We start from the raw sequence: 22,583 nt of genomic DNA, 5'->3' as shown, positions 1-22,583 counted from the left end.
TTGTAGAGGCGCAGAATCTGTTTGGTTATGAGTAAATAGCTGCAATTGGGTCCGATAGCTCGCCTAAAAAGTGCGAATTGGAGAAATAAGGTCATCTGAGTCCGAACCATTGGCAAAAGTGTGCTTACATACTAGCAAAGGCGGCGAGTTAGGCATCGCAGCTGACTGGCTATGTACTCAGTTACAATCACTCTTCACCATTTGATCCAACGGTGGGGAGAAAAGTATTTCCTGACGGACAGGGAATGGAAAATGAAGTCTGGATCCTAATATGAAACGTTGATCTTAATAAGAAACGTCGATCCTAATATGACACGTCGATCCTAAAGTAAAACGTTGTCCCACCAATTAAATGCAATATATAATGTACATAATGACCGATATAGATTACAATGGTGGAAAATGGAATGCATCACAAACATTAAAGGGGGGTTATGGTGTGGGAGAGAACAAAAACATCAAGTTAAAGCTGGCTAGGATCCAAAAGAATCTTTCCCAAGAACAGTTAGCGGAAGTTGTAGGGGTTACACGGCAGACGATCGGCCTGATTGAAGCTGGTAACTATAACCCGACGATTAAGCTGTGCATAGCCATCTGCAAGGCGTTGGATACGTCATTAAACGATATTTTTTGGGAGGATTAGTTGTGAAAGGGCCAAAAATTAAAGACGAACGAATTATCACAGAAATTCAGAAGTTTAGTACGCACGGATTGTTGATTGTGTTAGTTGGATTTATGATCAGCCTTTTGGTAAAAGTATTTATCCTGGAGTGGGACATCAAATATTGGATAGATACTTTTGTGATTATGCTGTTAGGTTGTTTGTATGTTACCGTTCGTTGTGTCAAAGATGGGATATACCTGCTGCCAAGTAAGGAAGGAGAACTCAAACGGTTTAAGAAGATTCATTTAATATCGGGAGTTATCAGCACGATTATTTGGGCCACGCTAACATTTTTGCTTGATTTTAGAGAAGCGGATATTAGAAAAAATATATCGAGTACTCTCGTGGGGTCGGTTGTTTTTTTCATAGGGGTCACTTGGGCGATGTGGTACATAATTAATAAATCCAACAAAAATGCTGACAAGAACATTGAGAATTAAATATTAATATTAAAGATAACTACCTCTTGAAAAACTAATGTCATTAGTTTATATTTAAGCTAATACCATTAGTTTATCGGAGGGGTAAGGATGAGAGTAACACGTGAAGGTCATTTATTGCAGTTGACTTGGATGCCCAATTTTTTTCCAGTGAATTGTTACATTATTGAGGAAAATGATGGATTGACTTTAATAGATGCGGCTATGCCATTTAGTCTAAAAGGAATTATGGAGACTGAAGCGAAGCTAAATAAGAAGCTTACACGCATAATCTTAACGCATGCGCATGATGATCATATTGGGGCACTGGATGGACTGAAAAAGCAACGTCCAGAGGCTCAGGTGTACATCTCTGAGCGAGATTCGGCATTACTACGTGGAGATCGTTCACTTCGGGAAGGAGAACCTCAAACCCCTATTAAGGGAGGCGTGCCGAAGAAGATAGCTACCAAGCCAGATGTCCTTCTCCACGAAGGGGATACCATTGGCTCATTATCAGCGATTCACACTCCAGGACATACCCCCGGCTCTATGTCTTTCCTTGATTCACGCAGCGGTGCTGTAATCGTGGGGGATGCTCTTCAGACCTTCCGGGGAACTGCGGTGGCTGGAACCATCATCCCCCTGTTTCCTTTTCCAGCAATGGCTACATGGAATAAAGCTCAAGCTCTGAATAGTGCGATTAAGCTTCTAGAGTTATCTCCAGCTTTACTTGCTGTGGGTCACGGCAACTTACTTAAAGCGCCGAAGCAAGAGATGGAGAAAGCCATACGTAAGGCACAAATGATTCAGGATAGGAGTAATTAAATGTCACCTAGAGCAGGATTAGATCGTCACACGCTAGTGATTAGAGCAGCAGAAATTGCCGATGCTGAAGGTATAGAAGCTGTTACCTTGGCTGCACTAGCAGCTAAACTAGGTGTTCGTTCCCCGTCACTATATAACCATATAAATGGCCTGCAGGATTTGCGGACCGGGCTCGCCATTTACGGTTTAGAGTTATTATTTACATGCATGTCGAACGCAGCTGAGGGATTAAATGGAGATGCTGCTGTACACGCGATGGGCCGAGCATATGTGGATTTTGCTAGAAGTAGACCAGGTTTGTATGAGACTACACTACGAGCGCCTGAACAGGAGAACACGGAGCTTGAAGCGGCTGGTGAGCATATTTTGCAGTTTATAATTCAGGTGATGAAGAGTTATCAATTAGGTGAAGAAGGAGAACTTCATGCCGTAAGGGGATTACGGAGTATTCTACATGGATTCGCCTCATTGGATCAAAAGGGTGGATTTGGTATGGCGCTCGATACTAACGAGAGTCTAACCCGCTTGATTAGCACTTTTATAACCGGAATTGGAAATATGAAATCAGATTAAATTAGATCTAGGAGATGATGAACAAATGGGTCAGGAATACGAACAAGGTAGTGTCACCACTTATGGGGAAACAGCAGAGATTATTGCGAAATTGGGGATTTTACCGCTTGCTGCGCTGATTCCCGGGCACCCGTCTTTAAACGGCTTAACTAAGCCCGAGAATTGGCATACTGGAACAGATTTAGATCCGTGGTCATGGCGTGCGCAGTTTCCAGGTGAGGGTCTTGCAGGATACGGAAAGTTTATTAAAAAAAAGGCTATTTTGGTCTCAAGGGAGTGGTTTCCGGCATTTGTAGCAGCAGTAGGCAGTACCAAATCTATTGAAGAGCGGTATAAGGATGGGTTGGCTAGTAAAGAAGCTGTGACCTTACTGCAGATTGTTCGTGAACATGAAGGCATTGATACACGTAAACTTCGGGCAGAGGCTGATATGAAGGCAAAAGAAAAGAAAACAGCCTTCGATAACGCGGTTACTGAGCTTCAAGGATCGTTAGATATGGTGATCTCAGGCATCAAGCAACGCCTGAATGATGAAGGTGAAGTAAATGGCTGGAGCAGCACCTCGTTCGAGACGGTCAGTCACTGGATGTCAGATAACGGTCTATCCGCTTTTGAAGGGGATAGAGAAGAGGCCAGAGCTTGGATACAAACGAAGATGAACGGGGTATGGTCGCCAACAGCAATAGCTTGGACAAACAAAGCATTCTCATGGAATTAATAAAACGGTTAATCACTGCTCCATAGAGAGTGATTAACCGTAAGCGTTTTCCAATAAAATTTTATCCATCACATTAAGGTTCCAACATAGGCGCCAAGTAAGCAATCAGGAAATACAAGAATCCAAAAAGCAGCATAACATAGGCAGTGTATTTAATAGCATTAGATGCAACAATTCTTGAATCTACCGGTGGTTGAATTTCTAGCTGTTCTTCTTCGAGGCTGTCAACTTCTTTGGATACTGGGTCTCTCAACATGATAATCCCCTCCTTGGAAATTCAATCCTTAACTGTATTGTGACATATTTGTGAACGGAAATCAACAATAGTGTGAACAAATATTGAACTTTTATTCAAATTTGGGCATTTTACCACCTGAAATGTTGCTGTTAAAACAAAAACAACCCGCTTACTCTCTAATTAGAGAGCTAAGCGGGTTGTTTGAAGTTGGTTCTATCTAGGATCTAACGGGTGTTGTTTATACCTTAAGCCCAATCCCCATTACGGAAGATAGGTACTGTTGTTCCATCATCGTTAATTCCGTCAATATTCATTTCAGGTGAGCCCATCATAAAGTCAACATGGGTATGGCTTTGATTCATTCCTTTTTCCAACAGCTGTTCTTTAGTCATCGTAATTCCTTCTTGAATTGTGAAGGCATAAGCTGCACCTAAAGCCAAATGACAGGAGGCATTCTCATCATACAATGTAGTGTAATAAAGAATACCGCTCTCAGAAATCGGAGAGTGGAAAGGCACCAAAGCAACTTCACCAAGATAGGAAGAGCCTTCATCCAGTGCGATTAGTGATGCCAAAGTTTCTGCGCCTTCTTCAGCAGTAAAATCAATCACTTTACCGTTCTCAAAGGTCAGCGTGAAGTTATTGATTAGATTGCCGCCGTAGCTAAGTGGCTTAGTGCTGCTCACTTTACCATTAATACCAGACTTCAGAGGGGCAGTAAACACTTCTTCCGTAGGAATATTGGCTAAGAAAGGGACGCCCTTACCGTTCACAGCTCCAGCCTGACACCAGATGTGTCCTTCCGGCAACTCAATAGTTAAATCTGTACCAGGTGCTGTATAGTGCAGCTTGCGAAACTTACTTTCATTCAAGGAAGCGCAACGAGTTTTGAGTCCATCTAAATGGCGGCTCCATGCTTCAATAGGATCTTCCTGATCCGCACGTGTGGCTTTAAAGATGGCGTCCCATAATAGTTCAACCTGCTGCTCTGATGGAGCGTCAGGGAACACTTTTGCTGCCCAAGAGGCTGATGGGAAGGCAAGGCCGCTCCAGCTCGCATGATTCCCCATTAAGTACTCACGATAAGGTGCTAGGGTCTGCCCAGAGATACGTTGATTATCGGCAATTCTTCCAGGTTCAACGCCTTTTAAAAGATCTGGGTCAGCGGAGATAATGGTTAGAAATGCGGCTCCCTTTTTAGCAAGATCCTCTAATTCATCGGCTTGCCACTGCGGCGGCTCCAGGAAGGAATCGGATGGAGCAAGATCATAACGTGTACGTAATACAACTTCATCACTATAATTTACCTTTACAAGTCTCGCGCCGGCTTCATAGGCTTTACGAACCACAAGTCGCACAAGCTCTGCGGATACAATATCTGCATTCACAACGAGTGTCTGACCCGGTTGAATATTAACGCCAATCTTCACGGCCAGCAATGCGTAATTCTCCAGCTTTTGCTTGAAATCCAACATAGTTTCTATTCCTCCCAATATCCTGTATCTCTTGTGTGCTTAAATTAGAACGCCCAGTTTCCATTCAGGAAGACAGGTTCTTCAGTTCCATCAGCAGTTATCCCGTAAATGTTCATCTCAGCTGACCCGATCATGAAATCCACATGGGTTACACTATTGTTGAGACCATGCTCAATTAACTGCTCTGGATTCATGTCTTTACCGCCTTCTAAACAGAAGGCATAAGCCATACCTATAGCAAGGTGATTAGAAGCATTTTCGTCAAACAATGTGTTGTAATAAAGAATGTTGGATTCAGAAATAGGGGATTTATGAGGAACCAAGGCAACCTCCCCTAAGTATTTCGCTCCTTCATCCATGCTAATGAGGTGCTCTAGCGCTTCTTGACCTTGCTCAGCAGTAACACTTACAATACGGCCGTTCTCAAAGCTAATAGAGAAGCCATCGATGATGTTGCCGCCATGACTAAGTGGCTTAGTGCTTCTTACAGTGCCATTAACACCAGTCTTTAGTGGTGCAGTGAAGACTTCTTCGGTAGGCATATTGGCTACAAAAGAATGACCTTTTGCATTAATGCTGTCTCCTTGTGCCCAGATATGGCCTTCAGGAAGCTCGATGCTAAGGTCAGTGCCAGGTGCTATGTAATGCAGCTTTTTATATTTTTTTGCATTGAGTACATTCGCTTTTTGCTCCAAGGTGTCAAGATGCTCCTGCCATGCAGCTACTGGATCTTCACGGTCAAGACGCACGGTGTGGAAAATGGCTTCCCAGAGTTTATCTACACGTTCTTCGGCTGGAACCTCAGGGAATACTTTATCCGCCCAAGCTTGACAAGGAACAGCTACAATACTCCAGCTCACTTTGTCGGACATTTGCATTTCACGATATTTGGTGAGGGCAGCTCCTCGTACTTTTTGAAAATTGGAGATACGTACTGGATCAATACCTTTAAGTGCATCAGGATCTTCAGCGATCACGTTAAGGATAGCCGCACCTTTTTCGGCGAATTCAGTCATTTCACCTGCGTACCAAGTAGGAGGCTGAGTGAATACCTCTGGTGCAGCGTGTTCAAACTGTTGGCGTGTAATGCTTGCATCACTCCAGTTCACCTTAACTAAACTTGCTCCGATAGCATATGCCTTAGCGGTAATTAGACGTACGAAATCAGCGGCAAGAATCGGTGCATTCACCACTAGAATTTGCCCGGGTTGAACATTAACACCTATTTGTACAGCTAAATCTGCATATTTACTAAGCTTAGCCTGAAAATCAGTCATTGTAATTTCCTCCATTTACTAATAGTTTAGTACTTTACAAGCATTGTACTAAATTATTAACCGCCGGATGAAAAAAGTCAATTACGTGGAATTTACAGTGCAAAGAGAAGGAATTACATTCATTTCAATGATATACTGAAAGGGTAGCTGATTTGATGATAGGAAGGAAGATAAGTGGATGAATTTAGAGATCGTAAGTGCTGAAATGAGCCGTAAAGAAGATAAAAGTTATGTAGGGAGGACTGTATTCACTCTCGAAAATCATAAGGCTCCATATGAAATTACTTTCTTCAGTACAAGAGGAACGGAATGGGATTACAGTCTAAGCTTTGCGGGTGAGCCTGGGAGCGAGGAACAGTTCTTAGAAACGGATGCATTGCTGGAGAATAACGATGATGTGTACAACCAGTTGCTGGATGCTGCACTTGATCAACAAGAAATCGTGGAAGAACAATAATATTATTGATATGACGCCAGCGGCATTATGGTAGCCGCTGGCCATATCATGATTATCCAATCGTTATCTTACCTTCTGGGTAACGGTACAGTTCTTTACTACCTTTTGGTTTCAAAGCATAAGCAAGTGTAAGTGGTCCGGTCCGGCCCATAAACATCAGGATAATCACTAGAACCTTTCCTGCCGTAGTCAGTTCCGGAGTAAGGCCCATAGATAAGCCTGAGGTTCCAAAAGCAGATACAGCTTCAAAAAGTACAGTTAGAAATTCAGCGCTCTCGGTTAAGGATAATAACATCGTAGCGATGACAAGCAGCATAAGAGACATTAATGTGATAGTAAGGGCTCTATATACATTTTCTTTAGCGATCCGGTGGCGGAACATTACAATATCTTCTTTCCCCCGTAATCGCGCAGCTACTGCAGTAACCAGTACGGCGAATGTAGTGATCTTGATACCTCCACCCGTCGACCCAGGTGCAGCTCCGATAAACATCAATAGAATCATTAGAAATTGCGTGGATTGCCGTAAAAGTGGAACTTCAATGGTGGTGACACCACCAGATCGCGGAGTTACCGCTTGTAAAAAGGTCGCCCAAAACTTTCCGCTTGCACTCAAGGGCTTCAGCGAAGAATTAAACTCCAGTAAAAAAAACAGCCCCGCACCAATAACAATCAATATAAGAGAAGTCCAAAGAACAACCTTTGAATGAAGAGTGAGTCTTCTGCGTTTAGGAAAGTCCATAAGATCAGACAGAACGATAAAACCAATCCCTCCAAGAAATATGAGACTCATTGAGGTAAAGTTAACAATGGGATCATTTACAAAACGAGTAAGTCCGCTAAACGGCCCATGAATATCACCGAAGAGATCAAAGCCTGCATTATTAAAGATAGATATACTGTGGAAAATCCCATAATATGCTGCTTTCCCAAAGGGCATATCCATCATAAACCTTCCAGCAAACAACACGGCCCCCGACAGCTGAATAACAAGAGAATAGATCAGGACTCTACGGATTAAGAGTACAATTCCCTGCATCGAATTTTGGTTCATGGATTCTTGCAAAAGGATTCGCTCTTTCAAGGATATCCGTTTATTAAGGACCAAGGTAATCAAAGTAGCCATCGTTACAAAGCCTAATCCTCCGATTTGAAATAAAATGAGTAGAACAACTTGTCCGAAGGTAGTTAGCTGAGTTCCCGTATCAATGACCGCAAGGCCTGTTACACAAGTGGCTGAAGTCGCCATAAACAAGGCATCGATAAAGGATATTTGTCCGGATGTTGAGGAGACCGGGAGACTAAGCAGAAAAGTCCCGGCAGTGATAAGGATTAAGAATCCTAGTGATAAAACTTTGGGCGGGGTCATTTTAAAACCACCGAAGTTCAGGTTAGCCAATGTAATTCTCCTGACGTACGTGATATTGGAGTAATGCTCACAGAATTATAACACAACTTACCAGCCCTTCCCTAAATGGAGGGAGGTAATTGACATATTTTATCGAATTATTCTAGAATAACACCCTATCCGTCAACTTAAAAGAGGAGGCTTTCTTAATGATGATAAGTCCGATTCTGAATCAGATTGGTGCTGTTTTTATTCCGGTAAAGGATATTGAGAAATCAAAACAATGGTATTGCCAATTGCTTGGACTCCCATTAGATGGAGAGGTATTATTCGGTCATTTATATGTAGTCCCTATGCAGGGACCGGGCATCGTTTTGGACAGTAAGATTTACACCGCTGAATCTGTTCTAAACATCCCTTCGTTTCATCTTAACACCGAGGATATTGATGCTGCTTATGATTATGTAAAGGCCAACGGAGGAGAGATTCTCACGGATATTGAGCATGATCATTGGTTTAATTTTAAAGATCCCGATGGAAATGTGATCATGGTCTGTCGTTGTTAATCGTTGTATAGAAGGGAGTAGACGAATGATAAGAGAAGCAGTGCCCGAAGACGCTACCTTCATTGAAGAACTTTATCGGATTTTGCTGCCTGAGCATCCAGCTATTCATGTATCTCCTGAGCGGCTGAAGCAGATAGCAGATCATCCGGAGAGTTTTCTATATGTGTGCGAAGAACAAGAAACAATTGTCGGGTCGTTACATCTTCATTTTTGTATGGATGCTTTGTGTGACGATAGGCCCTTTGCTGTCATAGAAAGAGTCATTGTGGCTGAAAAAGTACGAGGAAAAGGGTATGGCGCAATGCTAATGAGACATGCCGAGAATGTAGCAATCTCCAAGGGAGCCCTTAAGATTATGTTATCAAGTGCTGCAAAGAGAGAAGAAGCGCATCGTTTCTACGAAATTCTTGGTTATGATAGCAGCTCCAGTAAGGTATTCAAGAAGTACTTATAGTTATTTACGATTGGAAGTGATGATATGATGGTTACACTTAGAGAACTGGTGCCGGAGGATGCAGGTGAATTGCTTCGACTTCAGCATCAGTTAGACCAAGAGTCCAAATTTATGTTATTGGAACCGGATGAAAGACAAGCTAGTCTTTGTCAGGTCAAAGAAATGCTCGAAAGCTTTCTGGCAGCAGAAACTTCAATTCTTATAGGGGCAGAGGTTGACGATCATTTGGCAGGTTACTTGTCTGTTAGAGGTGGAAGTGTTAGACGCAATAGACATAGCGCGTACATAGTGATTGGGATTCAGAAACAATATCAGGGGAATGGGATTGGGGCTGGCCTGTTCCGTGAGATGGACATCTGGGCTATGAACAATGGGATTGTTCGTCTTGAGTTATCCGTCATGACCCATAATCAAGCTGCTTTGGGGCTGTATACCAAGAGCGGGTTTGAAATCGAAGGGACGAAGCGGAAATCTCTTATTGTCGATGGTGAGTGGGTGGATGAGTATTATATGAGCAAAATTCTCCAAAAAGAAAAAAGGATAGAGTGTCAGATTTAATCTGATGACCCTATCCTTTTTTTTATGAATAAAGGTTATGATTTCGTGATTTATGATGATTCAGTGTTGCTTGATTGTTCGATAACAACTTCAACCTTGCGGACACGGTATCTGTTCATCTCGCGGATGGTCAATGTTACATGGTCACGAACAATACTTTTGCCAATGGCTGGATCTGCGATATGACTGTATACCCAGCCTCCAACTGTGGTCACTTCTTCATCTTCGAAATCAAGCCCTGTAAGATCCTTGACCTCTAACAGAGATACCTTACCGTCGAACAGATAGTTAGTATCGCTTATTTTTTCGACTTCTCTGCGTTCATCACCGTCAAACTCGTCACGGATTTCACCAACGATTTCTTCCAAAATATCTTCAATCGTGATGAGACCGGATGTTCCACCATATTCATCAAGCAGCAAGGCAATATGCACACGCTCCAACTGCATACGAGTTAGAAGATTCTTGACCGGTGTCACCTCAGATACTGTCAGTACGGGTTGAATTAAGCTATGAAAATCAAAATCAGGATTGTTATCATACTGCAAATAGAGCTGTTTCGTGTTGATCATTCCGATAATATTATCCTTGCTGCCTTGTGCCACAGGGAAACGAGTATATTGCTCCTTGCGGATAATTTCGAAATTTTCTTTCAACGAATGATTGGTGAAAAGACATACCATATCGGTTCGCGGAACCATGATTTCTTTGGCGAGCATCTCATCAAAAGTAAAGATTCGGTTAACATAGCCATATTCGGCTTTATTGATTTTCCCGCTTTCGTAACTCTCGGACAGGATCAAACGAATCTCATCTTCACTATGCGCGTCTCCATGCTCACTAGCTGGTTTCATCCCAAAAAGACGAACAAGCATATTAGCGGAACCGTTCATGAACCAAATGAGAGGGTACAAAATTCTGTAGAACCAAATAATCAGCGGTGAAGTAATTTGACCGATTTTTTCCGGAATGTTTATAGCTGCCGTCTTCGGAGCAAGTTCTCCGACAACGACGTGCAAGAATGTTGCAATGATGAATGCGAGTAAAAACGCAAGAGGGTGACTCACACTAGAACTGATATTGGCCCAGTCGAAAATAGGAAGCAATAACTGTTCGAATGCAGGCTCTGCCAGTGCACCAATACCCAGCGCAGTGATGGTAATCCCGAGCTGACAAGCGGATAAATAGCCATCGAGATTAGCGGATACCTTCTGTACTGCCAAGGCATTCTTCTTTCCGTCAAGCACCATTTGACTGATCTGGCTACCTCTAAGTCTCACCAATGCAAATTCTGTTGCTACAAAAAAAGCGGTTAAAATAATCAAAATAACCACCAACGTCAAACTAAGTCCTATACCCATATAATCTTTACCATCCCTTTCGTTCCTAAAATAGGTTATACTCATTATTATGAGTTCTTATGAACTATTCTACGAACTTTTCAGTAAAATATCAAATGGTGGAGGGAAACAGATATGGAATCATTTGCATTGACTCGTGTGGAGATGTCCAGTCTACTGCTCTCATTGACCGGATTGTCAGACCGGAAACCGCTGAATATCCTCCAAGAGGCATGGGCAAAGTTTCACCGTGAAGAATTACAAAAGGGGACTTCGTTGCCCGCTTTTTTATCAACCAATGTTCCACCCATATTACAAAAGATCATTAAAGGCGGCCATGTAAAAGGCTTTTCACTTGGTGAAATTGCTTCATTGGGCCATCTTATAGAGTATTCCACATTGACCGTCACAGCTATGCAAAATTGGGTCAAGCGCGACTTCAAGGAATATCTCGGTTCGCCTAAAGAAGGAAAGAAATATTCGGTTAATCAGGCGGCGCTTTTGTTTATTATCGATGATCTCAAATCTGCTCTTAACTTTGAAAGTATCCGCCAACTGTTCCAGCTAATGTTCCTAAAGCCGGATCGCGATGATGATGATCTAATTGAACCGGCCAAGCTGTATTACGCCTATGCAGGGCTTTTTGAGGAGATCAAAAGCAATCCATCGATTCAGACGCAATGTAAAGTAGATCAAGTGTTGCACAAGGAGTTCTCTTGGAAAGAAGATACCTCGTTAAAAAGCTCTATTGATCGTGTAATTAACCGGCTGACACATTTGTCGAGAGCGCAGAGAGAATCCGTTCGTAATATGCTGCTTATCGCCACAATTTCTGTGCAGACCTGTTATTTTCAATCGCTGGCTAGGCAATACTTTAATGCTGCTTTATTTCTTGATTTTTGAGCACTTCAATTTTAAAATGTATAAGTGAAACAATCAAAAGTAAGTTTATTGGTTAACAGGTTGAAATAAGGGGGCTTCGAAGTGAATCAAATGACACTGCTGCGGAATCCGAAACAAAGGAAATTACTCTTCAGCGCTGGCTTGAGCTGGATGTTCGATGCGATGGACGTCGGAATGATTTCTTTTGTTGTAGCAGCTTTAGCTAAGGATTGGAATCTGGGACCGGAGCAGATCGGTATATTGACTAGTATTAATTCCGTCGGTATGGCAGTAGGTGCTGCAGCGGCAGGGATATTAGCAGACCGCTTTGGCCGTAAACCGGTATTGCTGTGGACACTCCTTATTTTCTCGGCGGCAAGCGGATTATCTGCATTTGCAACAGGCTTTGCGATCCTCTGTGTGCTTCGTTTTATTGCTGGGTTTGGTCTTGGCGGAGAGCTGCCTGTCGCTTCTACCTTGGTCTCAGAGAGCATGCCTGCTCAGGAGAGAGGCCGTGCGGTTGTGCTTTTGGAGAGCTTTTGGGCAGTCGGTTGGATTGCTTCGGCATTAATCGCGTTCTTCATTATCCCTGATTATGGCTGGCGTATAGCTTTCGGAATTGGGGCTGTACCTGCACTCTACGCTTTATATCTAAGACGGGCGATTGATGATTCACCGAAATTTGCTGAGATTAAAAAGGCACCCGTTTCCTTAAAGAAACGAATCGCTACCGTATGGTCGCCAGAATATCGCCGTTCTACAATTATGTTGTGGATTTTATGGTTTACGGTGGTGTTCTCGTATTATGGCATGTTTCTATGGCTGCCTACAGTTATGGTACTTAAAGGCTTCAGCTTGGTCAAAAGTTTCGAGTATGTGCTTATTATGACGCTCGCTCAGTTGCCTGGATATTTTACTGCCGCTTACTTTATTGAAAAGTTCGGACGCAAATTTGTCCTAGTCATCTATATGCTGTTCACTGCGGTTAGCGCTGCATGGTTCGGAAATGCGACTACTGAAGGCATGCTGATGGCTGCCGGAATTTGTTTATCCTTCTTCAATCTTGGCGCTTGGGGTGGCATGTATGCTTATACGCCAGAGCTGTACCCAACGGCTATTCGTTCCACAGGCGCTGGTTTAGCAACTTCCTTTGGCCGGATTGGGGGCATTATCGCACCATTGCTGGTAGGGGTTCTAGTAGGTAAATCTATGGCGATTGGCTCGATCTTTATGCTATTTTTTGTAACGATTATTATCGGTGCATTAGCGGTATTGTTTCTTGGCAAAGAAACAAAGGGAACCGAGCTTCTCTAAAGTGTGATTCTGCATTACATACTTGATGTTAATCTATCAACAATGCTAAAATATCAAGAAGAAACGATGTTGTCGTCCTTATGGATGACCACTATTCACGTAAGAACAAAACGGTTCCTTCACAGTTGTGAACAGGACCGTTTTTTTACATTAATCCTTATTTATAAGGACGGAGCGATCGCACATGAGTAATGATAGGAAGCAACCGCATTTCACAGAATTAGTCTGGGAAAGTACGGAACAAAATGTACCGATTCCGCCGCGAAATTCCCCTGAACCTGCGCTGCCTAAGTCATCTTCTAAGAATAATGGCAAAACAAATTCAACCCCTGAACCTTCATTACAGCTGCAGCTTTGGGATACAGAGATGGAAACGCCGGAGCCTGTGACTACCACCGAAGGGCAGTTCGTAACAAGAGCGAAGGAATTAGTTGAAAGAACTGAGGACTCAGCGCTTTTTGTTCCTTTTAAGAGTTACTGGCCTACATATGGCCATATGACAGGCACGCAAAGCAGATGGTATTTTTATTGGCGGAATGAAGTTAGACAAGGCAGATATCTGAAAACAGATCTTTCTTATATTTTTCTGCATGTATATGAGCTTATTAATGGCGTGGGGTGGACTGACCCTAATGATGGCTATAGGCAGCTAAATCTGATCTGGGAAGCTTACCGGGAAAGTTATAAACGTTTGGATCAATATCTTGGCGGCTGGATCGCGGACTTCTCTTTTGTACATCATTTGGATGTCCCGCTTTCTATCATTGTGGCTCGTTCACGTGGTCTTGCTGGGGATCTGGCGGAGCTTGAATTAATGAGAGGACTGACGACTGCTCCTGAGCAGCTAACCTTCGCAGTATTAACGGCAATGTCGGACTATGATATTAGTAAATCCAAGTTCTACATCGGAGAAGGCAATGAGGCTCTTGAACAATACATTCCGCAGGTCGTGGCGTTAATTAATGCTTATGTCACCCGGAAACACGGCTCCAATCTAGTTGAAATGTTTCCGCCTGGACCAGCGGTGATGCGGGAGCGTTATTTATTCCGAAGTGCCGTATATGATATTTCATTATATGGCTATTCTGTTCTTATACCGGTTGTACGTATTAGTAAATCTCCACCACTTCGCAGTCTGATTACAAGGCTATTTCGTCTGACTGAGAATAAACTCCGGGAACTGATGGGCTACCGCGGACGACTTAAAGGTATTAATGTAGAGGCCGATATGGACGATTTGATCACTCGTTTTCTAAAGCGTGAGTACCTTAAAGAGACGCAGGAAGACAAAGGGCCGACAGTCGTCATAGATCCTGAGAAGCTAGAACGCCTGCAAAGTGATTCTGAAATTGTACGGACAATGCTTACGGTTGAGAATATGGACGAGCAAGATTACGAGGCTAGCGAGCTCGAAGCAACTATCGGTGAAATCGATCCAATACAAGATAGTAAGGAAGAATTGTTGCCTGTAGAGGTGATTGAAGAAGCTCAAGCGGTTAGCATAGGATCGGAGGCAGAACAGTTTGCCAATGCTTTAAGTCCACTACAACGGGAAGCACTGCTTGCTCTTTTGGATGAGGATGGAAGTCAAGCTTTACTGAAGCTGGCTGCTGCTAATGGCACGATGTCAGAGCTTCTAATTGATGAGATTAATGAGATCGCAATGGACATTCTTGGTGATCTGATCATTGAGGGGGAAGACATTGTTGAGGAATATATCTCTATGCTGCGCAATATTTAATGAGGTGAACTTTGGATGAGTGAATTAAAAATACCTAAACGAATGACAACTGCGCTAGTCAATTCGTTGACGGCAGGTGTTGTTCCGCGTATCGGACTAGAGCACATAGCCGTTGGCCGTCGGCCGGAGATTGAAGCCATATTAAGAGATATGGAGAACATTGCAGAGGGTGGGGCAGCTTTTAAGCTGATTACAGGCAAATTCGGCAGCGGCAAAAGCTTTCTGCTTCAGATGATCCGTAATTACGCGATGGATCGGGATTTTGTAGTAGCAGATGCTGACCTGTCCCCTGAGCGTAGGTTAGTAGGAACTAAAGGACAAGGCCTAGCGACTTACCGGGAGCTAATGAGCCATTTATCGACCCGCACACGTCCAGATGGTGGAGCGTTGGAGATCATCCTGCAGAAATGGATTATTACGCTACAGCAGTCCGTGATGCAGGAGAAGGAATATGGGCCTGATCACCCTCAGCTTGGTGAAGAAGTAGAGAAGCGAATTTACGCTGTAGCCTCTGAAATGCGTGGTTTGGTACATGGTTTTGATTTTGCCAAAGTACTCGCCTCTTATTGGAATGCACACAAGCTGGCCGATGATGACCAGAAACAGGATTCGCTTCGCTGGTTGCGAGGAGAATTTGCAACTCGGACAGAAGCCCGCAAAGCGCTTGGAGTTGGCGTAATTATTGATGATGATAATTGGTATGACTATATGAAGCTTTGGGCGGAATTTACTGCGGCTATAGGCTATAAAGGTCTGCTGCTGTTTATTGATGAAGGTGTCAATCTCTATAAAATTACGAACAGTATTTCCCGCCAGAGCAACTATGAAAAGCTGCTTACCATGTTCAATGATACGATGCAGGGGAAGGCAGAGAACCTTGGGATTTTTATAGGGGGAACACCGCAATTTGTGGAAGATGGACGGCGTGGATTATTTAGTTATGAGGCACTGCGATCGCGATTGGTTGCTGGCCGGTACGGGGCGGCGGGTCTGAACAATTATACTGGACCTATCATTGCACTGGACATGTTATCACACGAGGAAATTCTGGTACTGCTGCAAAAGCTTAAAGAGATTCACGCCCTACATTATGGTTATGAAGCGCGTTTATCACAGGAACAATTGGTTCATTTTATGGAGGAAGCGGTTGGAAGATTAGGGGCTGAAGAACTCTTGACTCCACGGGAGGTAGTTCGTGATTTCATGGATCTGCTGCATACGCTCCACCATCATCCGGAGATTACTTTTGAACAGCTAGTGGGCGAAAAAACGGCTAAGCCAGCTGAGACTGAGCAAAATGAACTGGATGGATTCCTGGCGGAGTTTGAATTATGAGTGATAATCCGTTCTATAGGCTGGCTCCCTTCATTAAAGAGTTTATTTATAAGAACCGCTGGGAGACTTTGCGTGAGGCACAGGTGGATGCCTGCCGGGTGCTTTTTGATACCCCGCATCATCTGCTGATTGCCTCAGGTACCGCTTCAGGTAAGACAGAGGCAGCATTTTTCCCAGCGCTTACTGAGCTGTATGAACGTCCTTCCGGTTCGGTTGGCATTTTGTATATCGCCCCTCTGAAAGCTTTGATCAACGATCAATTTACACGTTTGAATGATTTGCTTCGTGAAGGCAATATTCCGGTGTGGCACTGGCATGGAGATGTACCTCAAGCCGATAAAACAAAACTGGTGCAGAATCCTTCAGGCGTGCTGCAAATCACCCCGGAATCGCTTGAGGGATTATTAATGAACCGCCCGAATGCTATTCCAGCGTTGTTCCATGATCTACGTTTTATTGTCATTGACGAGGTGCATGCCTTTATGGGAGCTGACCGGGGGATCCAGGTGTTAAGCCAGCTGGCGAGAATCTCACGAATGGCGGGATGTCATCCTCGCAGAATCGGTCTATCAGCTACGCTGAGTGACTACGCTTCTGTCACAGAGTGGCTGGCGGCGGGCACACGGGAGAGCGTTGAAGTGTCCGCTCCACAAGGCGGGCGTAAGCTCCGTTTAAGTGTGGAGCATTTCTCTTTCCCGGATGCACGGGATGAGGTGCAGGCGGAGCATTTAGAACGTGCGAAGCAGTCTTATTACGATTTTATTTATGATCATACGCATCTGAAGAAGGCGTTGATCTTCACCAACAGCCGCTCAGATGCGGAGACGGCGACCCTAGAGATGCGGAGGACGGCCGCGAAGCGTGGTGAACGGGATGTATTTCACGTTCACCATGGCAGCATCTCCGCGATGCTGCGTGAAGAGACGGAAGCCGCGCTGCGGCAAGGCACCGGACCGGCTGTTGCCGCAGCGACGTTGACGCTGGAGCTGGGCATTGATCTGGGCGAGCTGGAGCGAGTGCTACAGGTCGGCGCTCCCTATAGCTGCGCAAGCTTTGTGCAGCGGTTAGGCCGCTCGGGCAGGCGTGGAGACGCTGCATCCGAGATGATCTTTGTCACGCCCGAGGAAGAGGACGAGGAAGCTCAGCTTCCGGCGCGGATGCCGTGGACACTGCTTCGAGCGATAGCGGTTATTGAGCTATATGTGCGCGAGAAATGGGTGGAGCCCCTGGTCGTGCGTCAGCTGCCAGTTGGACTGCTGTACCATCAGACGATGAGCATTTTGAAAAGTATGGGTGAGGCCGAACCGGATGATTTAAAAGAAGCGGTTCTGAGTTTGCCTTCGTTTAAAACCATAGATCCTACTGATTATGATATTTTCATGACCTATTTGTTAGGCATGGGACAAATTGAGAAGATGGACGAAGGCAGCTTGATCATCGGGATGGCGGGAGAGAAGATCGTGAATAACTTCCGCTTCTACGCGGTCTTCAAAGATGATGAAGAGCATGTGGTCTATAACGGAACTGAGGAAATTGGATCGATCACAACGGTTCCACCACCAGGCTACTGTTTTACTCTGGCAGGTAAGCTTTGGAAGGTAGAAGAGGTGGATAATCGCCATAAAGCCGTTTATGTGAAAACCTCACGCGGCAAAGTAGATACGTTGTGGCTTGGTGCGGGTGGGGATGTACATACACGCATCATGACCAAAATCCGTGAAATCTTAGGAGCCACTTCATTGTATCCGTATTTAGCTCCGAGTGCGGCTGCGCGGCTCGAACGAGCCCGTCGTTTAGCGAAGGAAAGCGGAATGCTTGTGCGGTCCGTTATGCCGGCAGGTGGAGATTCCATGTTCATTCTGCCCTGGGCGGGCAGTCGGCAATTCCGCACGCTGGAGCGCCTTCTGAAGAACAATCTGAAGAGCCCTCTGGGACTGCGTTCTATCGTTCCCATGGAACCTTATTATATGGTCGTTGCTGGTAAAACAGATGCAGAAACGCTGGAAGCAGAGATCATTGCCGAAAGTATGGCTGCCACAGATCCATTATCATTGTTATCCCCAGATGAAGCACCCTATCTCGGAAAATACGATGAGTTCATCCCGCATGAGCTGCTGCGCAAAGCTTTTTCCTTGGATGGATTAGATGTTCCGGGTCTGATTGAAGTTTTAAAGCAGTGGCAGCAACCTAATTAACCTTAAGCAGTACCCATTGAAAATACTCTAAATTGCAGACGTCCGCTTATGCGGGCGTTTTGTTATGTCCGGACCAATGCTGATATATGAACTTTCCTTAAGTTTCAAATGTTGCATAAGAATAGGGTGGAAGGAGAATAGTACTAACAGATTCCTATAGAGGATGATTGCGATGTGGCCTAAAATAGTCTCTTATATTCCGGACTGGACAATTTTTATGCAGGCGGCGATTACGCTGCTCTTTCCCGTAGGGATTTTTTATCTTTACAGGCATTTGTATTTTTATGTTGGAAGCGGACGCTCTAAGGAAACAGAGGCCAAATCACAGGATGCGGAACTGAAGAAGAATGACAATCGGGAAGTAAATCCGCAGCCTCCTGTGTCTACTGCTTTTACCCAGGACTATGATGCCGATCTGACAGCGATAAAAACGGCATTGGGGGAGAACAGTGATGTACATTTTCGTGAATTCTCAGTTAAAGGTATACAGGCACGTGCCACATTGGTCTATGTAGAGGGGATGCAGCACGAGGAGCTAATCAATCAGCAGGTGCTGCAGAATCTGATGTATGCCGGCGAAACGCAGGCTTCAGAAGGAATATACAATTACTTGAAACAGAATATGCTCCCCTTAGCTCAGCTTAGTGAAGCCAAGGATTTGGACCAACTGCAGGAGTTTGTCCTATTCGGATACACTGCGCTGATTGTCGAAGGCATGCGTGAGATGTTGTTGGTGGGTTCTCCGCATGGATCCGTGCGCTCGATTACTGAGCCGACCTCGGAGGCTTTACTGCGTGGGCCTCGGATTGGCTTTACCGAGGTGCTTAGTGAGAATACCTCTATGCTGCGGCGCCAAGGGCTTAATAAGAATCTGGAAATGAAAATGGTTGAAGTAGGCAGCGAAATCAAGAAGAACCTGGTTATCGCTTATATGAAAAACATTGTGAATCCTGATTTGCTCCAGGAAGTGAAGGAACGTATCTCCAAAATTGATATGGACTTTATTCTGGAATCCGGCTATGTGGAACAGTTGATCGAGGATGATTATTTAAGCCCGTTTCAGCAGACACAGAATACGGAAAGACCCGATCGGGTAATTGCTTCCTTGTTAGAGGGAAGAGTCGCTATTTTGCTGGATGGCACACCGTTTGCACTCGTTGTTCCAGTGACGTTCAGTATGCTTTTGCAGTCTCCTGAGGATTATTATGAGCGCTGGATTCCGGGTACACTTTTGCGGATACTCCGGTTTTGCGCATCATTTCTGGCTCTGTTGGCTCCGGCGCTGTATATTTCCTTTATCTCTTTTCATCCGGGGCTGATTCCTACACAACTGGCGATCTCCATTATCGAAACACGCCAAGGTGTACCCTTTCCTGCATTAATTGAAGTGTTGATTCTGGAAATTTCCATTGAAATCTTGCGTGAAGCTGGGATCCGGCTGCCGAAGCCCATAGGTCCGGCAATGGGGATTGTCGGAGGTCTGATCATTGGAGATGCCGCGGTACAGGCTGGTATTGTGAGTCCGTTTCTGGTAATTGTTGTAGCCGTGACAGCGATCTCTTCGTTTTCCATACCGATGTACAGTGCGGGAATTACTCTCCGGATCTTACGATTCGCAGGCATGTTATTTGCGGCGGTCCTGGGCATGTTCGGAACCATCCTTTTCTTCCTGCTTATTTGCAGTCATCTGACTCGGCTTTCAAGCTTTGGAGTTCCTTACGTCACCCCTATTTCCCCTTTCCGGTTAAGTGACTGGAAGGATTTGTTCGTTCGTGCACCGTTATCGATCATGAAGCGAAGACCGGAGATGCTGAAGACCCAGAAGAAAAAGCGCAGGTCCTAGAGAATGTATTCTTAGCAGAAGCAGAGGGGAGACCACAGTGTTTAAACGAACTGATGACAAGATCACAACCTCGCAGGCTTCTATAATCTTGACCAATTCAATGCTAGGTGCGGGAATTTTGACTTTGCCCAGAAATGTTGTTAAGGCTGTGCAGACTCCCGATGCCTGGATTTCAGTAGTGCTGGGAGGTATCGTCGTATCTTTGGTCATATTGGTTATGGTGAAGCTTAGCCAGCAATTTCCAGGGAAGACTGTCTTTCAGTATTCTAAAAGAATTGTTGGGAATCTTCCAGGCAGTGTAATGAGTACAATATTGATTCTTTACTTTATTGTGATTGCGGGTTTCGAAATCCGCGTTTTGGCGGAAGTAACGTTGTTTTTTCTTCTGGAAGGGACACCGATCTGGGCGATTGTGATGCCGTTCATCTGGGTGGGCACTTATTTGGTGTATGGCGGGATTAATTCCATGGCCCGCGTGTTTCAGATTGTATTTCCGATCAGTATTTTTATTCTGATTATTTGTTATATCTTAAGTACCAGAATATTTGATATCCAGCATTTGCGTCCTTTTCTGAGTGAAGGCATGATGCCGGTGATCCGAGGCATGAAGTCGAGCATCCTGATTTTTACCGGTTGTGAGGTTGTGATGACAATGACTGCCTTTATGGAGCATCCGCAGCAAGCGGTCAAGGGAATGTTGGTTGGTTTAAGTATACCATTTGTATTATATTTGGTTACTGTTGTGATGGTTATCGGCGGTCTATCTATCAATTCTGTAATCACAAGCACCTGGCCTACGATAGATTTGGTACGGAGCTTTGAAATATCAGGGTTCTTTTTTGAACGATTTGAATTTCCGTTGCTCGTCATTTGGCTGATGCAGATGTTCTGTAATTTTTGCAGCTTTTTCTTTAATGCATCACTTGGCATCTCCCAGGTATTCCACCTAAAGATCCATCCGGTTATGTTCGCTTTAATGCCCATCATCTTCATCTGTACGATGATCCCTCAACGCATTAATGATGTCTTCAGTCTTGGTGATGCGATTGGCTATATGGGTTTGCTAATCTTTATATTGCTGCCACTGTTATTGTCGATTGTATTAATCATTAGGAAGAAAGGACTCAAGCAGAATGTTTAGACTGCGGGTTATTCGCTTACTATTGGTATTCGTGATTCTGCTTACGCAGTCTGGCTGCTGGAGCAGTAAGGAGATTGAAGACTTGAGTGTTTATACGGGATTGGCGCTTGACAAGGGGGAGCCGAAAGGAGTCGAACGGGAATTCGAGGAACTTGGAGGAAGCTATTCAAAGAAAAATAAATTGACGGCTACGGTACAAATTGTGCCTGAAAAAATACTCGGAAACTCTGGCAAAGATGGCGCAACACCACAAACTCATTATCACAATATTTCTGAGACAGGGGATTCTCTGCTTGAGATATTCCGCCAAATCTCAATACGTAAGAACCGTCCGATTATAGGTCATCACCTCAAGGTTGTTGTCATATCTGAGAAACTGGTGCAACAGGAGAAGATCAGACGGCTAATGGACTTTTTACTGCGAGATAATGATATCCGCCCTAGCTGTCTTATATTTCTTAGCCAAGGGCCTGCATCCGACACACTTAAAACAACCTCGGAGGAGATTCCTTCTTTTCGTCTGGCAGACATGATTCATAACCACTTCAGAACCAGTAAAGTTATGAAGGGCATAACGTTGTCTAATCTAGATGCACTTATGTACTCCAGGCAAAGCTTTGTTTTACAGAACGTTGTGGAGGCACAAGGTGAGGTGGAATTTTCCGGAGCAGGTATTATCAAGGGAGACACAGGACAGTGGATTGGCAATATTGATCAACAGGATGTGGAGAGTATTGCCTGGATCAAAGGGGACATAAAAGGTGGGAGCATTAAAGCCTATAATCAGTTGAATGAAGCGATTACTTATGAAATTAAATCAGTTAAGAGCAAAATTACGCTGAAGGAGACTGCGGATGAGAAGTTCTCTATTCATGTAGCCATTGAGTCTGATGGACGTCTTATTGAGAATTGGGATGATAATGAGCATTCCGCAGAAGTTGCCTATTTCAAAGAATTGGAGAAGATATTCGAGGAAAAATTAACCGAAAAAATCAATGCTCTTATTCACAAAATGCATTCTACCTACAAAGTGGATATAGCAGGGTTCGGAAATTGGTTCAGCATAGAAAAACCGCAGGTTTGGAAAAAGATCAAGGATCATTGGGACGAGGAATTTATTCGGATGCCATTGACCTTTGATGTAAAGCTTAAAATCACCGATTTTGGTTCCACGACTGAATGAAGAGTTCACTTGGATAAACGTGTTAACACAAAAA

22 protein-coding genes are annotated in these 22,583 nt (G+C 44.3%); 17 read left to right on the top strand and 5 right to left on the bottom strand.

Features of this window, described 5'->3' with window-relative positions; translation table 11 throughout:
• The first annotated feature begins 439 nt into the window (after nt 1-439).
• The 5 genes from MKY54_RS16755 to MKY54_RS16735 all read left to right on the top strand — a co-directional run bounded on the left by MKY54_RS16755 (nt 440) and on the right by MKY54_RS16735 (nt 3,202).
• Complete coding sequence (locus tag MKY54_RS16755) at nt 440-643, top strand: helix-turn-helix transcriptional regulator (RefSeq protein ID WP_036676881.1); 204 nt, start codon at nt 440-442, stop codon at nt 641-643.
• 2 nt (nt 644-645) lie between these two features.
• Nucleotides 646-1,104 carry a DUF6773 family protein gene (locus tag MKY54_RS16750; RefSeq protein ID WP_076280399.1) on the top strand — a complete coding sequence of 153 codons (459 nt, stop codon included), beginning with the start codon at nt 646-648 and terminating at the stop codon, nt 1,102-1,104.
• A 90-nt stretch (nt 1,105-1,194) separates the two neighbouring features.
• Nucleotides 1,195-1,911 carry an MBL fold metallo-hydrolase gene (locus MKY54_RS16745; RefSeq protein WP_076277593.1) on the top strand — a complete coding sequence of 239 codons (717 nt, stop codon included), beginning with the start codon at nt 1,195-1,197 and terminating at the stop codon, nt 1,909-1,911.
• Entirely contained in the window at nt 1,912-2,484 is a 573-nt protein-coding gene (locus MKY54_RS16740; RefSeq protein ID WP_076218060.1) for a TetR/AcrR family transcriptional regulator, read from the top strand. It abuts the gene before it with no gap.
• A 25-nt stretch (nt 2,485-2,509) separates the two neighbouring features.
• The gene (locus MKY54_RS16735) at nt 2,510-3,202 is read left to right on the top strand and encodes a hypothetical protein (RefSeq protein ID WP_076190238.1); all 693 of its coding nucleotides are present in this window, start codon (nt 2,510-2,512) and stop codon (nt 3,200-3,202) included.
• 73 nt (nt 3,203-3,275) lie between these two features.
• On the opposite strand, the gene MKY54_RS16730 is transcribed toward MKY54_RS16735, so the two are convergent.
• The 3 genes from MKY54_RS16730 to MKY54_RS16720 form a co-directional block, all read right to left on the bottom strand.
• Nucleotides 3,276-3,458: a hypothetical protein gene (locus MKY54_RS16730; RefSeq protein WP_076126661.1), complete on the bottom strand. Its 183-nt coding sequence runs from the start codon at nt 3,456-3,458 to the stop codon at nt 3,276-3,278.
• 227 nt (nt 3,459-3,685) lie between these two features.
• Entirely contained in the window at nt 3,686-4,915 is a 1,230-nt protein-coding gene (locus MKY54_RS16725; protein WP_076126659.1) for an aminopeptidase, read from the bottom strand.
• A gap of 44 nt (nt 4,916-4,959) precedes the next feature.
• Nucleotides 4,960-6,192: an aminopeptidase gene (locus MKY54_RS16720; RefSeq protein ID WP_038571402.1), complete on the bottom strand. Its 1,233-nt coding sequence runs from the start codon at nt 6,190-6,192 to the stop codon at nt 4,960-4,962.
• A gap of 178 nt (nt 6,193-6,370) precedes the next feature.
• On the opposite strand from MKY54_RS16720, the gene MKY54_RS16715 reads away from it, so the two are divergent.
• Nucleotides 6,371-6,649, top strand: coding sequence for a hypothetical protein (locus MKY54_RS16715; protein ID WP_076126655.1), 279 nt, complete (start codon nt 6,371-6,373; stop codon nt 6,647-6,649).
• Between the two features lie 52 nt (nt 6,650-6,701).
• Here the strand turns inward: MKY54_RS16715 and MKY54_RS16710 are convergent, their stop codons facing one another.
• Nucleotides 6,702-8,018 (bottom strand): TrkH family potassium uptake protein, encoded by a 1,317-nt coding sequence (locus MKY54_RS16710; RefSeq protein ID WP_076126802.1) that lies wholly within the window; start codon nt 8,016-8,018, stop codon nt 6,702-6,704.
• Between the two features lie 191 nt (nt 8,019-8,209).
• On the opposite strand from MKY54_RS16710, the gene MKY54_RS16705 reads away from it, so the two are divergent.
• The 3 genes from MKY54_RS16705 to MKY54_RS16695 are packed head-to-tail and all read left to right on the top strand — an operon-like array spanning nt 8,210 to nt 9,575.
• Complete coding sequence (locus MKY54_RS16705) at nt 8,210-8,563, top strand: VOC family protein (RefSeq protein ID WP_036677380.1); 354 nt, start codon at nt 8,210-8,212, stop codon at nt 8,561-8,563.
• A 25-nt stretch (nt 8,564-8,588) separates the two neighbouring features.
• A complete protein-coding gene (locus MKY54_RS16700; protein WP_076184843.1) occupies nt 8,589-9,017 on the top strand; it encodes a GNAT family N-acetyltransferase in 429 nt (142 codons plus the stop codon).
• 24 nt (nt 9,018-9,041) lie between these two features.
• A complete protein-coding gene (locus tag MKY54_RS16695) occupies nt 9,042-9,575 on the top strand; it encodes a GNAT family N-acetyltransferase (RefSeq protein ID WP_076126651.1) in 534 nt (177 codons plus the stop codon).
• Between the two features lie 50 nt (nt 9,576-9,625).
• Here the strand turns inward: MKY54_RS16695 and MKY54_RS16690 are convergent, their stop codons facing one another.
• On the bottom strand, nt 9,626-10,936 hold the full coding sequence (locus MKY54_RS16690; protein WP_076126650.1) for a hemolysin family protein: 1,311 nt from the start codon (nt 10,934-10,936) through the stop codon (nt 9,626-9,628).
• A 114-nt stretch (nt 10,937-11,050) separates the two neighbouring features.
• Between MKY54_RS16690 and MKY54_RS16685 the strand changes: the two genes are divergently transcribed.
• From MKY54_RS16685 to MKY54_RS16650, 8 genes are all read left to right on the top strand, one after another.
• Nucleotides 11,051-11,818, top strand: a complete 768-nt coding sequence (locus MKY54_RS16685) for a DUF1836 domain-containing protein (RefSeq protein WP_036676915.1) — start codon at nt 11,051-11,053, stop codon at nt 11,816-11,818.
• A gap of 81 nt (nt 11,819-11,899) precedes the next feature.
• On the top strand, nt 11,900-13,111 hold the full coding sequence (locus MKY54_RS16680; protein ID WP_094900681.1) for an MFS transporter: 1,212 nt from the start codon (nt 11,900-11,902) through the stop codon (nt 13,109-13,111).
• Between the two features lie 184 nt (nt 13,112-13,295).
• Nucleotides 13,296-14,852, top strand: a complete 1,557-nt coding sequence (locus MKY54_RS16675) for a TerB N-terminal domain-containing protein (protein ID WP_339187183.1) — start codon at nt 13,296-13,298, stop codon at nt 14,850-14,852.
• A gap of 15 nt (nt 14,853-14,867) precedes the next feature.
• Nucleotides 14,868-16,187 (top strand): ATP-binding protein, encoded by a 1,320-nt coding sequence (locus tag MKY54_RS16670; protein ID WP_339187180.1) that lies wholly within the window; start codon nt 14,868-14,870, stop codon nt 16,185-16,187.
• The gene (locus MKY54_RS16665) at nt 16,184-18,382 is read left to right on the top strand and encodes a DEAD/DEAH box helicase (RefSeq protein ID WP_076307886.1); all 2,199 of its coding nucleotides are present in this window, start codon (nt 16,184-16,186) and stop codon (nt 18,380-18,382) included. Before MKY54_RS16670 ends, MKY54_RS16665 begins: the two co-directional genes overlap by 4 nt.
• 172 nt (nt 18,383-18,554) lie before the next feature.
• The gene (locus MKY54_RS16660) at nt 18,555-20,225 is read left to right on the top strand and encodes a spore germination protein (RefSeq protein ID WP_076307896.1); all 1,671 of its coding nucleotides are present in this window, start codon (nt 18,555-18,557) and stop codon (nt 20,223-20,225) included.
• Between the two features lie 37 nt (nt 20,226-20,262).
• On the top strand, nt 20,263-21,366 hold the full coding sequence (locus tag MKY54_RS16655) for a GerAB/ArcD/ProY family transporter (RefSeq protein ID WP_076307885.1): 1,104 nt from the start codon (nt 20,263-20,265) through the stop codon (nt 21,364-21,366).
• Entirely contained in the window at nt 21,359-22,549 is a 1,191-nt protein-coding gene (locus MKY54_RS16650) for a Ger(x)C family spore germination protein (RefSeq protein ID WP_339187177.1), read from the top strand. Before MKY54_RS16655 ends, MKY54_RS16650 begins: the two co-directional genes overlap by 8 nt.
• The last annotated feature ends 34 nt before the right edge of the window (nt 22,550-22,583 follow it).

The sequence above is a fragment of the Paenibacillus sp. FSL P2-0121 genome (assembly GCF_037975345.1).
Lineage (GTDB): Bacteria > Bacillota > Bacilli > Paenibacillales > Paenibacillaceae > Paenibacillus_AQ > Paenibacillus_AQ odorifer.
This window is presented reverse-complemented; position numbering and strand designations above follow the sequence as displayed.